The sequence below is a fragment of the Rhizobium sp. T1470 genome (genome assembly GCF_042140505.1).
Taxonomy (GTDB): domain Bacteria; phylum Pseudomonadota; class Alphaproteobacteria; order Rhizobiales; family Rhizobiaceae; genus Rhizobium; species Rhizobium favelukesii.
This window is the reverse complement of sequence record NZ_CP148093.1, coordinates 639,243-654,161: the sequence shown is the minus strand read 5'-3', so window position 1 is coordinate 654,161 and position 14,919 is coordinate 639,243. Positions and strand designations below refer to the sequence as shown.

Genomic DNA, 14,919 nt, shown 5'->3' with positions numbered 1-14,919 from the left:
TTGGGTCTTTGTCAATTATTCATGGATTCCGCGGCTACAGACGACTGTGATCGGGTTAAAGTATCAGCTTACCGTGCCAATTCCCACTACCTTGCTGTCGCAAGGGCCTCGATAGAGGCGTTGGTGATTCGTAGACCCGGTTTAGTTCTGCAGCCAACTTCGCTGCCAGGGAGTTGAACTCGCTGAACGAGAGTTTGCTGTTGATCATTACCTCTCCATCTACCCGAAATCTCACTTTTGAGGCTGCAGGGCGTACACGGCGGAGCACTTGCGCGTTTCTTCGACTTCGCAACGTACCAGCTTGATTCCTGTGCCTTTGAGCTGCTGCGGACCCACCACGAGCACAAGATGCTGCGCGATGTTTTCAGCAGTCGGATTGAACGGGACCAGCACGATGCCATCACCGATCGTCGTCCCGTCACCGGTTTTGATTATGTCGTCGATCAACGCATTGGCAACCGGGTCACGCTCCCACATGAGCATCTTATGATCCCAATTCTCTTCCAGCCACATACAGAGCTTGCTCTTCATGTCGCTGAAGTCGATGACGCGCCCCACATTGTCGAGCTCGTCAGCTTCGCAGCTGAAATGCACACGGTAGTTATTATAAGACAGATTCTACAATGCAAGGGTGCGGCCATTCTCCACCTCCCACAACTCGGTCATGTCGATGACCGAGTCCGTGGCAGGGTGTGAGTTGATATGCAGATCCTAGAACTACGCCCCAACAGCGACTGCATCCGATAAGGCCGCTCCAGCCCTGCCTGCTCGGCTATGCGCCAGCCGGTCTTGCGCTCTACTCCCGACAGCACGCCATCAAGAAAGGCGCCACTCGACAATCGCAATTCACGACGACGAAAGATCCGCCCCAGTCGCTCCTTCAATGCATCGAGCTCGCGTTTCCATGCCAAAACCGACCCAGACCAGCTTGCGACGGACATGCATTTCCCTCCAGCCAAACGCCGAGAGTGAATCATGATTTCAAACCAAACGTTCGCGGTAGGGACGCCCATTGCTGAGCGCCCCCCGCACAGATCCGAGCGAGCGGAATTCCCGCACTCGGCTCCTACCTCGGAGTCGTCCCGAATTTTTCGTGCCAGTTATTTTACTAGTGCAGGCGGATATGAAGATGCCTTGTGACTACCGACGTAGGTAGGCGCGTGGGCTGCCGTTGTCGTTTAGAACGTTGAATTGCCGCGCTATATCAACTGATGTCGTCTTGTGAAAGCAAGCAAGACTGGATCGCGTTGTCCAAGATGTGTGCTGCGACGGTGTCCGTGGCATCGTGTGGAGAGGAAGATCATGCCTAACGAAAGTAGCCCCAACTCGCTAATTGCCTTCGAAACCCTCGAATCGAACGTGCGAACATATTCGCGGTCATTTCCTGTTGTGTTCAGGAAGAGCGAAGGAGCAATCCTCGAAGACGAGGAGGGTCGTCAGTATATCGATTTTCTCTCCGGCGCGGGTGTCCTTAACTACGGGCACAACGACCGCGATTTTCTGAACCATGCCATGCAATACCTAAATGCAAATGGAATCGTCCAAGGGCTGGACATGGCTACGTCAGCAAAAAGGGAGTTTCTCGAGTATTTTGATGAAATAATATTGCGCCCGCGCGGTCTGAAATACAGGTTTCAGTTTACCGGGCCTACGGGCGCCAATGCCGTCGAAGCCGCCTTAAAACTTGCTCGGAAAGCTACGGGCCGGAGCAGTATTATTTCATTCACCAACGGCTTTCATGGAGTGACCTTAGGGGCGCTCGCGGTAACGGGCAATCGATATTATCGGGACGCGGGAGGCATTCCTCCGGGCGGTGCAGTGTTTATGCCTTATGACGGGTATTGGGGGCCCAGCAACGATACGTCGCGATTCTTGCAGAAAGTACTTGATGATGGAAGCAGCGGCGTTGATCTGCCAGCAGCCGTCATTCTTGAGACCGTTCAAGCTGAGGGGGGAATCAGACCGGCGAGCAAGGAGTGGCTGCAGTCAGTCGAGCGGCTTTGCAGAGACAACGGCATCCTACTTATTGTCGACGACATTCAGGCAGGTTGCGGACGAACGGGTGATTTCTTCAGCTTTGAATTTGCTGAATTATCTCCAGACGTTGTTCTCTTGTCTAAGTCCCTCAGTGGCTGTGGACTGCCATTGTCCCTTTTGCTGCTCAAACCCGGCCTCGATATTTGGCAACCGGGCGAGCACAGCGGCACCTTCAGAGGCAATAACCTTGCCCTCATAGCGGCCACGGCTGCATTGCGAAAATATTGGGCTAGTGAAGAGCTGTCTGCGCTTGTGAAGAAGACCGGGCACACTATGCGCGAACGTCTTCGGGAGATTAGGAACCAAGATCGCCGCCTTGCCGTACGTGGGAGGGGCATGATGTTGGGGCTCGATTGCGGTACAGGAGAACTGACCGAGAAAATCGTTCGCAACGCCTTTGAAGAAGGGCTCGTTGTAGAGCGATGCGGCGCGGAGGATGAGGTTATCAAGCTTCTCCCTCCGTTGACCATTGACCAGCAGACGCTTCAACGCGGCTTGGACATTCTGGAAGAGTCGGTCAACGCTGCGCTCAATGTGGTGCCAGATCCTGCAACGGTTCTGGAGAAATAGCGCGCTCGTTGATCTAATACCAACATGCATTGATCAAAACCGATGCGCCCACTCGCGCAGTCCAATGGACATTATCTTCCAGGGTTGCGCGACGAGTTTGTTCCAGGCGGCACAGCAGTGAGCGACGATGTCCTCGTAGTCTGTGAAGATGCGGTTCGACAGCCAGTTGTCCCTCATAAACTGCCAGACGTTTTCGACAGGGTTCAATTCAGGCGAACGCGGCGGCAAGAACAGCAATGTGATGTTGTCAGGGACGCTGAGCTTCGGCGTGACGTGCCATCCGGCTTGATCGAGGATGAGGACCGCGTGAGCGCCGTCATCGACTGCCTGGCTGATTTCCAGCAGATGTTGATTCATGGCGTCGGTATCGCAATAGGGCAATACGAGGCCCGCGCCCTTACCTTTCTTGGGGCAGATGGCACCGAAGATGTACGCCCACATCGTCCGTTGATCCAGCGGCGCTGAAGGTCGGGTGCCACGGCGAGCCCATCGGCGGGTGATCTTGTTTTTCTGACCTATGCGCGCCTCGTCGGCCCACCAGAGTTCGATCTCGGTATTCTTCGGGAGGCTGCTTCTGATGGCTGCCAATGCGGCAGGGAACTCTTTTTAAAAGCGTCCACTTCGGGTTCATTCTGGGCGTAGTGGCGCGGCCGGGCAGACAGCTTGGCAAAGCCGAGAGCCTTCAATTCGCGACCAACCGTGGTCTCGTCCATCGAGATCCGGAATTCCTGGAAGATCCATTGGACCAGATCCTTGCGCCGCCACCGAACGACACCGTGGATAGCCGGGATCGGACCACGCTCTACAATCTTGGCCAAGGCCTGGCGCTGATCATCATTCAGCTTGGGCCGATTGCCGGGAGCCTTGCCGTTGAGGAGCCCGGCCGACCCGTGCTCATTGAAACGAACGACCCAGTCGCGAACAATCTGCAAGGTCACGCCCCCGATCCGGGCCGCATCTGTACGCGAGCCGCCGTCATAAATTTCCGCCAACGCCAGAAGCCGCCGCGCTTGAGCGGCATCCTTGGTCCCTTTCGCGAACTGCCGCAGAGCAGGACCATCAAAATCATCGCGCAATGCAATCGCCGAACCCATTGCAAACCTCCCGTTTGCCCCATGGATTCAGATTTTCACCGATTCGGGAATCCCAAGTGAGTCGCACTCTGCGCTCGCTGGTATAACGTCGTCGATGAAAGTGTAGCTGGCGCGCCAGGGGCCATGGCCTGGCTTGAGCTTTAATCAGCGAGATTCATCCGGATCGTCTGCCCAGGGCAGTTTCGGGGTGCTCGGCTGACCAAGCCGCAGATCGAAACCAGCCGCCAACCTCAGACAAGTGGATAGAATTTTGTTAGGTCGTTTAGCTTGCGTGAAAAGAACGCCACCGCGCCAACCTTCGGCCACCAACGGACTTGAGATTCGGCTTATCACTATCTGATCTGATAGTGGACCCAGTGCTGGATACGGAATTAGGCTTAAAGGCGTCCACCCTCAGCTCGACTTTGTACATTATGCAGCGAAGCAAAGTGCTTGTGTCATCCGCTTGAGGCGGCTTGGTTGAGTTTCAGGAATGTCCGGGTCTGGCGGGTACTGTCGATAAATATCCTGATCCCACAGGATCATGCGAACCGCACCGATGGCATCGGAGAAGGTGAACTCTGTTTTCTTGTACCAGGCGGCGGCATAGGGAATGACGCCATGACCGAGCAGATCGCATGCCCAGAGTGTGACGAGGCTGTAGAGCGCCAGCAGCGACGGGGTCGTGCGCATGATGGCTTTGTCGTTCCACTGCCGTTGGGTTTCCACGCCAAGATGCGCTCGCGTTTCGGCGAAGGTGACCTCGATCTGCCAGCGCCGAACGAAATAGGCAATGATCTGAGCGGGCTCAAGGTTGACGTTGGTGCTCATGAACGCCTGGGGTTCACGACGGCCTGATGGATCGCGAACGAGAACCCAGCGAATTGGTCTTGGGGGCGTTCCACGCCGATACCAGAGGCCGGTTCCTGATGTGACATCAAGGGTTTTGTCGGTTTGCTTGCCGTACCAGGACGATGCGACGATGCGCTGCCACTCGGTCTTTGCGTCTTTGAGGAGCGTTTTCAGTTTCGGCAATGGCCTGCCTTTTTGCGCCGGTCGCCCGAGCGTATGTTCGTGCCGTTGATCTGGTGGAGCAAAGAGACTGGCATCCAGACGCAACCGCGTGATGAGAGTGGCCGTGTCGGGAAGAGCCGCAGCCAGTGTATGAACGGCAAAGCTGCTATCGCCGACAAAGATGATTTCGCGGCCCGGCAGCCAGCGGCAAAGCTGCAAGACGCCTTGCCTTGCCCAATCAGTCAGCAGCTTGTGCTTTCGGCCCTTCTTCTGATCATGGCGCTCAGAGGGACACAGGATCGTCAGCACCGGCAGGGCTTTAATACATTTTGCCCATGGGACAGGTGAAAGAACAATGAAGCTCAACCATCTCAAGCCGCTGGCCTTGACAAAGTGGCCATGGCTGGAGCGCACCGGGTCACGATAAATTCCACGCGCGGCGATGCGTTGGCCCCAACGCCGTTCGATTGTATCATCCATGCCAATCACGACAGGGCCCTCGGGCACGAGCCGGGCAACAATGACGGACAGCAGACGGGCCGCCAACGTGCGAGGGTTCCAGCGGGCTCGGTTGAGGAGCTGATGATAGGCGGCAAAATTACTTACCTCCGCGCGTCCGGTGATGCGCAGGCAGGCCGTCACCGTTCGCTTGCCAGGCGAAAGGAGCGCACCCATCACCAGGACCAGCAGATGCTCCCAGCTTGGCGCGGTAAACCAGAAACGAAACGGCGACAGCCATTTGCGAAGGATGTGGGGGACCGCATCTCCCGGCTCACGGCTACGATCATGTTGTTCGCTCATCCATTCGTTCGAATCCGATCAAACGAATGGCGCAAGGCCGGGACCCTGCGGCGAATTGATTCACCCAGGGCTGCTCAGATGCCCCCGAAATCACCACCGATTTTGTACAAAGTCGAGCTCAGAGGATGGCTAAAATGCTTCAGAGCTTGGCGATCATTGTCACCGACGCATGCGAGACGAAAACAGCCCAGCAAGATCGCTGTCAATCGGCCCTAGGATTGCTTGCGGGCACTTCAATGCTAATTCACTTGTTAGCCCAATTGGCGCAGGCAGGCGTGCAGAAGTCGGTGATCTTAGCCCTTCATGCTGTTGGAGATCTTGGCTTGCGTTTGCGTAGCGTCCCGAATGGCATGGACCTCTGCTTACGCGCTCTGCCTACGCCGAATGCGGGGCGCCTCATTGATGCAGTAACAGTAGACGAGATTAGCGAGGTATGTGGTGAAGTCTTGATTTTCACCGAGAACCTCAATATCGACGTCTCGCTTATCAAGCGCTTGATACAGGCTTCTGGCCGAAACCTCATCGTAGTAGGCAAATCACATAGCCAGCGATCGTTGCGCTTGCTAGCAAATAACGCGCTCCGAGTTACAGCCATCCTCCCACGCAGCTCTGTCAGTAGCAGAGACGTCACTGCGGATTTGATCCCTATCGGCGTTTATAAGTTCAGTTCTGAGCTACTTCGCAGCATTGCGCGAAGTCGACGGCGTCGACGCAATGATGACCTCGAGTTTTTTGAAGCCGCGCTGGGGCGTCAAGCGTATGAAATGCACGTCATGCATGGCGGGACCATCGCTCGCCGAGAAGGCTGACGGTTCAATCGTGAGCCGTCACTTGCGTCTAGCTCCTACTCCATCGCTCGACGCGGCGGCTACAACAAAGGACATGGCGCGCCGCTCGACGTTCGTGGTTTAGATATTCGGAAAGCCGTTTCGCCGGTATGCCTAGAGATGACCTATAGTTCATAGTGGAACATCATGTCACGCTGACATCAGCGATGCCTGCGAAGCCCTCTGGCCGATCTAAGGCACCGAGTGCCGCAACATCCGGAGCCCGCCGAGCACTCTTAGCTGGCTTCTTGATGTGGGTCATTGTGAGGACGAGATTCAAATTGCATTTCTTGCCATTCTATAGTTCAGATTGAATCGAGATGCCTGCTCTAAGCTCGAGGCGCTCCTGCGGGCAATGACCTCCGTTGAACGGCTCTGACATCAGCAATCGGAGCGTCGATGGCCAACTTAGTACCAATCTCGCAGTGCTGACGGCTATCAGTGTCGAGCCAGGCACCATGAGACTTACCGCAGATCTCGGCAACCGAAACGCCGTCATCACCTTGCTTTAAAAATGAATGCCGTCTGGGCGTCCGAAATCTGCAATGCCTTCACGGTCTTCTGTTCATTTCCCAGCCAGGAAAGTGCACCAAAAACCCTTCATCCAGTTTGAAGGGTTCTGCTCATTGAGCCGACAATGACGGACATTGAACACAGCACCTCTGGTGCCTTTCTCTTGTTCTAGAATGATTTTTTCACTTGGCATAGTGCATGCACGTTTGTCGCAGACGCCTCACACAACCAGGATCAATGACTATGACCAACAACTATGCTTCTGGACCGAACTCTGACTACTTGTCTCAAGGCTCTGTCATTCGTCCTCGTGAGGCACTGACATTTCGTGATCTTGAGCTGAATATAACCAGCCATCGCGTGCTGCGAAATGGCCATTCAATCCATCTTACTCCAACAGCGTTTCGTCTTTTACATCACCTGATGAAAGACCCATTCAGGGTGTACTCCCGACCTGAACTGAAGAATGCAGCGTGGCCGGACAATGTGCATATAGGCCTCCGCACCGTCGATGTTCATATCGGTCATTTGCGCGCAGCCCTCAACCGAGTAGGCGAGCCAGTTCTCATACGAACTGTGAGGTCCCTCGGCTATGCCCTTTTCGAATAGGGCAACGCCTCGGCAGTTGGTATCATCCCTAGCCACCCCTTTATCATCGCTTGCGTAGCAGATAGTCGAGCTACCTCATGAGAACCAAACATCGCTAAAAGAGTGCCTGTCTCGCGAATATATCTCGCGCCGTCATGTTGTGGTGACGCCAGGCCAGAATGGCAGCAGACAGATACGACGAAAGCGCAACCGTGTCGTTTTCATCGAACGCCCAATCGCGGAAGGCGTCCTACCGGCAATAACAGAAAGGTCTCGCAGCCGACACTCCTGTATGTTTTGTCGTATTGCCGACATGGTGATCTGGCGCGCCTTCCTCCTGCGCCCTTGCCTAACTCGTTGAGAAATCGAAAGAGACTTTTCATACTAACTTTTTGCCCGGTTGGCACGGTTTTTGAATTTCTCGCAGTAATCGGTGGAAATGCCCACATCTTCCTCCTTGTATATTCGATTCATCTAACAAAAAGGAAAGCCAGTATGCCCACGCCACGTCGGAATCAAAACTCAAAGCGTCGCTTTTGCGCCGGTCGGTTCTTAGCTTTTTCGGACCAAGCACCTTCACGAGAAATCGTCAGGCGTTTCGGGGCTGACCCGCGCGGGATTCCAGCAGGATCACCCAGTTCACAAACAGTGCTTCAGGACTTTATTCGAGCAAGGAAATAGATCAGAATGGATCTCCCCGTTGTTAGTGCCATCAAGGACAGCTACGAGCGGCTGCCTCGGCAAATGAAAGTTGCCGCACGTTGGTTGGTGGATCATCCGACTGAGGTCGCACTGCTGTCGATGAGGGAGCAGGCGCGAAGAGCGCGAGTCCCTCCCACGACGCTAACACGACTTGCAAAGCGCCTTGGCTTCGACGGTTTCGACAACTTGAAAGTTGTCTTCGCGAATGGCGTCAGGAAGCTGCCACAAAACTATACGGGGTGTGAAGAGGAGTCGATAGCACGAGGCGAGGCCGAGGGTGATGGCGCCACGGTTAGCGACACAGTCGAAGCATTTCATAGCTATCTAAGTGACCTCGCGCAGCCCTCCACCATTGCCGCGCTCGCAGCAGCTGCCGACCTCATGGTGGAAGCAAGGCAAATCTTTTGCATCGGCCTCCGCTCCAGTTTTCCTGCGGCCAATCTTATGCATTGTCTCGGGTCGTTGATTGACTTGCCCATGGCCTTGATTGACGGCGTAGGGGGAACCCGGAATGATGCACTCCTGTCTGCGAGTCGACGAGATGTCTTATTGGTAGTTTCAGTTCGCCCGTATAGTCGATACACAATGCAGATCGCTGAATTCGCAGCGACGCGCGATGCGAAGCTCGTTGCGTTGACGGACAGCGAGCTCTCCCCTATCGCCAAAGTCTCTGAAATTGTTATTCGAGTTCGGACCGAAATGCCTTCGGTTTTTCACACGATGACTCCGGCGTTCGCGGCGGTGGAATGTCTCTTGCAATTGATCGCCGCCAGACGCGGCAGCTGCGCGCTGCAAGCTTTGGCAGCCAACGAAGCAGATCTCGCAGCGTTATATTAGCAGTGATAGGGCTCTACAGATTATTATGACAAGCTTTTGGCGATTGCGTCCGTCTCGTTTTTTCGCTCTCCGGTTACGGTGGTTCTGTCTATGTACTGAATCCGAAGTATTTCCGTCGCTGCGGCTTCAAAACGCTCGAAGTGCAAGGCTCTGGCCACAATGGTTTCTGCTAGGCACGCCGACTTCCTGAGACATGTCGATTGTCCGTTGCGATGTGGCAAACCGCAGACTTCAGCTGAGGAGGTTTAAGATGAAATGCACTCGAACGCTCCAGATCAATCCAGCGGATGCCGCACTGTTGAGCGCGATCCCGCCAATCAGAGGTTTGCCGCGTCCGACGCGGGTGCCGCTGTCATTCACCCAAGAGCGGCTTTGGTTCCATTCGCGTCTCACGGGCGGCGGGGACGCCTGTCACTTGCAAATAAGGCTTCGGCTCCGCGGCCAGCTGGACGACGCGGCCCTGCAGACCGCTCTGGACGGGTTGGTGGTGCGTCATGAGGTGTTGCGCACCACCATCGGAGTGGATGGCGGCAAACCATTCCAGCGGGTGGGGCCGGCTGATGTCGGTCTGCCGCTGAAACACGACGATGTCACATTGAGAGTCGACGGGGAGGCGGCCCTCGCGATATTGATAAGCAATGAAGCGCAGGCACCATTCGACCTCGAAGCCGGGCCGCTGATCCGCGGGCGACTTGTGCGTTTGACGGTGGACGACCACGTGCTGCTGATCACAATGCACAACATGGTCTCCGATGACCACTCACTGAATATCCTGGCGCACGAGTTCAGCGAGCTCTATAGCGCCGCCCGGACTGGCAGGCCGCATCAGCTGGCGCCTTTGCCGGTGCAGTATGCGGACTACACGCTTTGGCAGCGCAGCTGGCTGACGGAAGAGGTGTTAGAGCGGCAATCGGAGTACTGGGGCCGGGTGCTGGCGGGCGCGCCAACGGTGCTGAAGGTACCTACGGACCGGCCGCGTCCGACGCGGCAGGACTACAGGGGCAGTTTCGTCGAGTTCGCGTGGCACGAGCCGCTGACCACGCAGCTCATGGCGCACAGCCGACGTCTTGGAACAACGCTGTTCGGGACTCTGCTGGCGGGATGGGCGCTTTGGTTGGCGCGGATATCGGGTCAGCAGGAGTTAATCATCGGGATGCCGGTTCCCAACCGCACTCGCACCGAGATCACTGGGCTCATTGGGCCCTTCATCAACACGCCGACGCTGCGGATTGATCTGTCGGGCGATCCGACGCTGGAGGAATTGGTGGAGCAGGTCAATACGGCCGTGCTTTGGGCGCAGGTATACCAGGACTTGCCTTTTGATGAGGTGATCGAACGCATCAATCCGCCCCGTAAGCAGGCTCACACCGCAATCCTACATGCGATACCTGCGTTGTTGTCAAACAAGCCCGGGGCGTCGGTGGAATTGCCGGAACTAAAACTTGAGTATATCGGCGTTGACGAACTTGTCGCGCAACATGATCTGGCGCTTGAGCTTGATGAGGTAGGTGAGACGATTTGCGGAAGGCTTGTATATGCGGCGTCGCTGTTCGACCGGAGCACGGTCGCGCAATTCGCGAGGTATTTTCAGCAGGCGCTGAGCCAGATGGCGGTCAACTTTGGCCAGCGGGTCTGGTCGGTGCCGCTTGTGTTGGACAAAGAAGGCCGCCATCTCTCGGCAGAGTTGAAGCCGAGGGAAGTGACCTTTCCCCACGATCGCTGCATTGACGAGCTGCTCGAGGCGCAGCCGGCGCGGAATCGGGACGCGGTTCATTGCGAGGACGAAAACCGAAGCTATCGTGAACTGAACACGCGGATATCCGCGGCGCCTCAAGTTAGCGAAGTTCAAGCTTCGGTCGACAACTGCGACGCGACGCGCGGTACCGCTACCATGAATTTCATTGAGGGAGCGCGCGGCGTAACCGCGGGGGAGCTACAAACTAACAGCATCACGCGTTATCATGTAACAAAATCCTATCGAGAACAAATCGCCGACAACGCTTATTACGAGCAGCTTAAACATATCGTCGAGCCCTCATTCAAAGAGTTCGAGAGTCCCGGCAATTTGGATACGAGCGGCGAGTACGACAACACCGTCGTGCCCGGATTTCAGCACAAATACCCTCAGACTGGGTTGTTGCTGGTAACGGACCGTTGCGCTTCATATTGCCGTTATTGCTTCCGCAAACGTATTGTGGGCAAAAATTCCGATGAAGTTGCAACTGATTTCGCGCAAATTTCAAAATATATTAGTGGACATCCCGAAATAACGAACGTGCTGCTATCCGGAGGGGACCCGTTCGTTCTCAGTGCTGCCAAGCTCGAAAACATCCTGGATCATCTGCTGCCGATCCCCCATTTGAATTCGATTCGGTTCGGCACAAAAATGGTCGCTTACGAGCCTAAGAGATTTGAGGATCCCGCTCTGTTACCTTTGTTCCAGCGGATCAATGAAGCAGGTAAGGCCGCAGTGATTGTCACACATTTCGATCACATCGGTGAAATCTCGGTCGATGCAGAGCGCATTATTCGTTCCTTGAGTGCACATGGCTTGCAGTTCCTCAACCAAACGGTACTTCTAAGGAGGGTCAATGATAATCCCAAAATCTTGGCCGCAACGTTCGCGAAATGTCACCAAATGGGTGTACGCCCCTATTATCTCTTCCAAGGCAGGCCGGTGAAAGGCGCATCGCACTTTCAGGTTTCACTGCGCCGCGGACTAGAGGTTGCGCACGGCATTAACCAACGTCTAAGCGGCATCCAAAAGACATTCAAGTATATCATGTCGCATTATACCGGAAAGATCGAGATCCTCGACCTTGGAACCGATGGCCACGTCTATATGCGATATCATCAAAACAAGGCTCCGGAAAAGATCGGGAAAGTCTTTTCACGGTTGTACCTCGAGGGTGCCTGCTGGCTAGATGATTTGCCTGAAGGATCAGAATGAAAGGGCGCTCGATGGTTAGACGAATGCGTCTTTCGATTAGACTGTGTGGGTTTTCCGAATACGTTTGCAAGTAGCGAGCGCAGGCGATCAGACTTCCTTCAGGTAGATGCGATGCGAGATCGGCGACATCGTCGAGCGATTTTACGAGATATTTGAGCAGTTGCAGCAACGTGGCGCCATCAGGGCCAGCGGTCAGTGTTATCGCAGCAAAGGGCCGGAGACATGAGAGCGCGGAGATTCCTAGACGCTTGCTGCAAGGGCAGAGGCGGTGAACCGATGCCGGGAACACCCATCAGACGGCGCGCTGTCTCATCGGCTCTGGCGAAAGCCAGAATGCCTAATGATTCCGCTCGATCTCGTGGTCAAGTTTGGTCAACTGACGTACCGACGGCAGAAGAGTCGAGCCCACGGTGACCGCCCGGTTGCCACCGCCTGTCGGATAGTGCCGTAGTTTCCTAAGATGCGTCTTTGACGTATCCGTTGCGAGCGCCCCACAGCCATGGCGTGACGCCGATCCTCAACCCGGACTAAGCGTCGTTGGCGGGTGCGCCTGGGTTAAAGCGCATCGGCTGGCAGTGCGCGTAAATACCCTCGACCGCGAACGGAAGCGTACGCCAGGCATCTTTGAGAATGGCCTCGGGAGGCTTGGGGAATGCCGTCGAGATCATTTGGATCAGCTCAGGCTTTGTGCATTGAGTGAGAATAGCCATAAGCGGATCGCCGGTCTGCTTTTGAGCGAACAGCGGTGCCCATTCCTCGAGATTTAAACCAATGGCCCCGAAGAACCCGTCGGCCCAGTCGCCCGCAAGCACTTCGCCCTCGTCGGTGCGCATCAATACCGGGGCATAGCGCCCGGGCGCCGTCAGCTGATGGGCTATGAGGTTATAATGATCGACGATCGTGTCGATCACCGCCTGGATCTTGTTGCCGATGAAGGCTCTCTTTTCGTGATCGCCGATGACATGGAACATCCAGTCGTTGGGCAACAGGAAGACCGGTCCAGCCGCCAGACCCGTGAGGAAGCCATTCATCATTGAGACGTCGCGGCAATGGGGTGCCGGCTCGGCCTTTTCAAACCAGACTTCCAGCTGCTCCAGGGTTAAAGGTTTCGCACGCTTGGGCCGCTTCACGCTGCTACCGCCATATTCATATCGGCATGTTCTTTCTTCCATTGCCACGGCAGGCAACGCTCAAGGGAGGTCGACTTTATTTCGCCCGACACGATGCGTTCAAGCACGTCGTGGAGCCAGGTGTACGGATCGACGCCGTTCAGCTTGGCTGTCGTCAGCAAGGAGCCTAAAATGGCCCAGGTTTTGTTTAGTCCCGGCATTTGGTGGAGCGGATCGAGGGTGAAGCGTTCGGGCTGTGAAGCCCATGCCTTGCAAATGAACTCGCAGGGTGTGATACCAACGAGCGCTAATCAAAACCGGTGCGCCCAGTCACGCATTCCAATCGACATGATCTTCCACGGCTGAGCGACCAGCTTGTTCCATGCGTCGCAGCAATGGGCGACGATGTCCTCGTAATCTTTGAAGATCCGGTTGGACAACCAGTTGTCACGCAGAAATTGCCACACGTTCTCGACGGGATTTAATTCGGGCGAGCGTGGCGGCAGGAAGAGCAGTGTGATGTTGTCGGGCACATCGAGCTTCGGCGTGACATGCCACCCCGCCTGATCAACGATCAGCACGGCATGAGCGCCGTCATCGACGGCCTGGCTGATTTCGATCAAATGCTGGTTCATGGCGCTGGTGTCGCAGTAGGGAAGAACGAGACCCGCACCTTTGCCCTTCTTGGGGCAGATAGCGCCGAAGATATAGGTCCACATCGTGCGTTGATCGTGTGGTGCCGAAGGCCTTGTTCCCCTGCGTGCCCATCGCCGGGTGATCTTGTTCTTTTGGCCTATCCGAGCTTCGTCGGCCCACCAGAGCTCAATCTCGACGTTCTTCGGGAGCCTGCCTTTGATGGCTGCCAGTGTGGCGGGGAACTTTTTTTAAAACTCTCCAGGTCGCCTTCGTTCTGGGCGTAATGGCGCGGGCGGGCAGACAGCTTTGCAAAGCCGAGCGCCTTCAATTCGCGGCCAATGGTCGTTTCATCGACGGATATCCGATATTCTTGGAACAGCCATTGAGCAAGATCCTTGCGCCGCCAGCGCACAACGCCATGCACCGCCGGTATCGGGCCACTTTCGACGATCTTTGCCAAAGCCTGGCGATGCACGTCGGAAAGCTTTCCTTGATTGCCGGGTGCTTTGCCATTGATGAGCCCCGACGGGCCACGCGCATTGAAGCGAATAACCCAGTCGCGGACAATTTGCAGGGTCACGCCTCCGATCCTGGCCGCATCGCTGCGGGAATGGCCATCATAGATTTCGGCAAGGGCAAGAAGCCGCCGAGCCTGTGCCGCATCCTTCGTGCCTTTGGCCAACGCCCGAAGAGCGAAGCCGTCGAAGTCATCGCGCAGTGGAATTCCTGATGTCATCCGCAAACCTCCGTTTGCGGTATTGATTCAGAACTCAACTGATTTGGAAACCTCAAAAAGAGTCAGAGATCGCTCACGCTGGTATGAGACCGTTGAGAGTCTTGAGCCTGCGGCCGAAGTTGTAAGCGGCGACGAAGTCGGCGAGGTGCTGGCGCAGTTGATCGTGGCTTTCATAGTAGAAGCGTCTGACGGTGGCGTCCTTGATGGTTCAACCTGACCGTTGGTCCACGGATGCTTGGGCTTGGTCGTGCGGTGCTCGATATCACTGGTGGCGCAGGTGTATTCGAAGGCATGGGCCCGGAAACGTTCGCCATTGGCGATCGCCTCTTTGATCAGCGGGACAGCCGAGCCGCCAGCGCCGGGCGTAGTGAACTGGATCCCGTTGTCGGTGAGCACGGTGTGGATCTTGTAGGGGACGGCCGCAATCAAGCGCAGGAGGAACTCGCGCGAGACGGCGGTGGTGGCCTTCTCATGCAGTTCGACGAAGGCGAACTTCGAGGTGCGGTCGATGGCGACGAACATGTGA

At 55.8% G+C, this 14,919-nt stretch carries 10 protein-coding genes and 2 pseudogenes; 5 read left to right on the top strand and 7 right to left on the bottom strand.

What is annotated here, in order from left to right:
• Positions 1 to 231 precede the first annotated feature (231 nt).
• Positions 232 to 558, bottom strand: coding sequence for a 6-carboxytetrahydropterin synthase (locus tag WGT02_RS33060; protein ID WP_341353247.1), 327 nt, complete (start codon positions 556 to 558; stop codon positions 232 to 234).
• Positions 559 to 1,302: 744 nt separating this feature from the next.
• Between WGT02_RS33060 and ectB the strand changes: the two genes are divergently transcribed.
• Entirely contained in the window at positions 1,303 to 2,607 is a 1,305-nt protein-coding gene (ectB, locus tag WGT02_RS33055; protein ID WP_208246253.1) for a diaminobutyrate--2-oxoglutarate transaminase, read from the top strand.
• A gap of 33 nt (positions 2,608 to 2,640) precedes the next feature.
• Here the strand turns inward: ectB and WGT02_RS33050 are convergent.
• Together WGT02_RS33050 and WGT02_RS33045 are read right to left on the bottom strand one after the other, a co-directional pair.
• Positions 2,641 to 3,701 (bottom strand): IS630 family transposase gene (locus WGT02_RS33050; protein ID WP_112334090.1). Its coding sequence is split into 2 segments (ribosomal slippage): positions 2,641 to 3,209 and positions 3,209 to 3,701, totalling 1,062 coding nucleotides; the frame shifts between segments, so codons are not numbered across the junction.
• Positions 3,702 to 4,112: 411 nt separating this feature from the next.
• Positions 4,113 to 5,495: a transposase gene (locus WGT02_RS33045; RefSeq protein ID WP_208245889.1), complete on the bottom strand. Its 1,383-nt coding sequence runs from the start codon at positions 5,493 to 5,495 to the stop codon at positions 4,113 to 4,115.
• Between the two features lie 125 nt (positions 5,496 to 5,620).
• Here WGT02_RS33045 and WGT02_RS33040 point away from each other — a divergent pair, with 125 nt between their 5' ends.
• From WGT02_RS33040 to WGT02_RS33025, 4 genes are all read left to right on the top strand, one after another.
• Positions 5,621 to 6,304, top strand: a complete 684-nt coding sequence (locus WGT02_RS33040; protein WP_208246250.1) for a hypothetical protein — start codon at positions 5,621 to 5,623, stop codon at positions 6,302 to 6,304.
• A gap of 729 nt (positions 6,305 to 7,033) precedes the next feature.
• Complete coding sequence (locus WGT02_RS33035; RefSeq protein ID WP_208246248.1) at positions 7,034 to 7,444, top strand: winged helix-turn-helix domain-containing protein; 411 nt, start codon at positions 7,034 to 7,036, stop codon at positions 7,442 to 7,444.
• Between the two features lie 666 nt (positions 7,445 to 8,110).
• Complete coding sequence (locus WGT02_RS33030) at positions 8,111 to 8,962, top strand: MurR/RpiR family transcriptional regulator (protein ID WP_208246246.1); 852 nt, start codon at positions 8,111 to 8,113, stop codon at positions 8,960 to 8,962.
• A gap of 250 nt (positions 8,963 to 9,212) precedes the next feature.
• On the top strand, positions 9,213 to 11,912 hold the full coding sequence (locus tag WGT02_RS33025; protein WP_208246244.1) for a condensation domain-containing protein: 2,700 nt from the start codon (positions 9,213 to 9,215) through the stop codon (positions 11,910 to 11,912).
• Between the two features lie 527 nt (positions 11,913 to 12,439).
• Here WGT02_RS33025 and WGT02_RS33020 read toward each other — a convergent pair.
• The 4 genes and pseudogenes from WGT02_RS33020 to WGT02_RS33005 all read right to left on the bottom strand — a co-directional run.
• Positions 12,440 to 13,042, bottom strand: coding sequence for a YecA family protein (locus WGT02_RS33020; protein ID WP_208246210.1), 603 nt, complete (start codon positions 13,040 to 13,042; stop codon positions 12,440 to 12,442).
• A pseudogene (locus WGT02_RS33015) lies at positions 13,039 to 13,227 on the bottom strand (transposase domain-containing protein); the annotation flags it as partial. The gene WGT02_RS33020 and the pseudogene WGT02_RS33015, both read right to left, overlap by 4 nt.
• A gap of 105 nt (positions 13,228 to 13,332) precedes the next feature.
• Positions 13,333 to 14,393, bottom strand: a protein-coding gene (locus WGT02_RS33010; RefSeq protein ID WP_208245220.1) for an IS630 family transposase whose coding sequence is annotated in 2 segments (ribosomal slippage) — positions 13,333 to 13,901 and positions 13,901 to 14,393 — 1,062 coding nt in all. Because the reading frame shifts where the segments join, the coding sequence is not laid out codon by codon here.
• Positions 14,394 to 14,466: 73 nt separating this feature from the next.
• Positions 14,467 to 14,918 (bottom strand): annotated as a pseudogene (locus WGT02_RS33005) (IS481 family transposase); the annotation flags it as partial.
• Position 14,919 lies beyond the last annotated feature (1 nt).

Bases quoted from the DNA above. Each gene is read 5' to 3' on its own strand.
- ectB (WP_208246253.1), top strand. From the start codon at position 1,303: ATGCCTAACGAAAGTAGCCCCAACTCGCTAATTGCCTTCGAAACCCTC.
- WGT02_RS33040 (WP_208246250.1), top strand. From the start codon at position 5,621: ATGGCTAAAATGCTTCAGAGCTTGGCGATCATTGTCACCGACGCATGC.
- WGT02_RS33035 (WP_208246248.1), top strand. From the start codon at position 7,034: ATGCACGTTTGTCGCAGACGCCTCACACAACCAGGATCAATGACTATG.
- WGT02_RS33030 (WP_208246246.1), top strand. From the start codon at position 8,111: ATGGATCTCCCCGTTGTTAGTGCCATCAAGGACAGCTACGAGCGGCTG.
- WGT02_RS33025 (WP_208246244.1), top strand. From the start codon at position 9,213: ATGAAATGCACTCGAACGCTCCAGATCAATCCAGCGGATGCCGCACTG.
- WGT02_RS33045 (WP_208245889.1), bottom strand. From the start codon at position 5,495: ATGAGCGAACAACATGATCGTAGCCGTGAGCCGGGAGATGCGGTCCCC.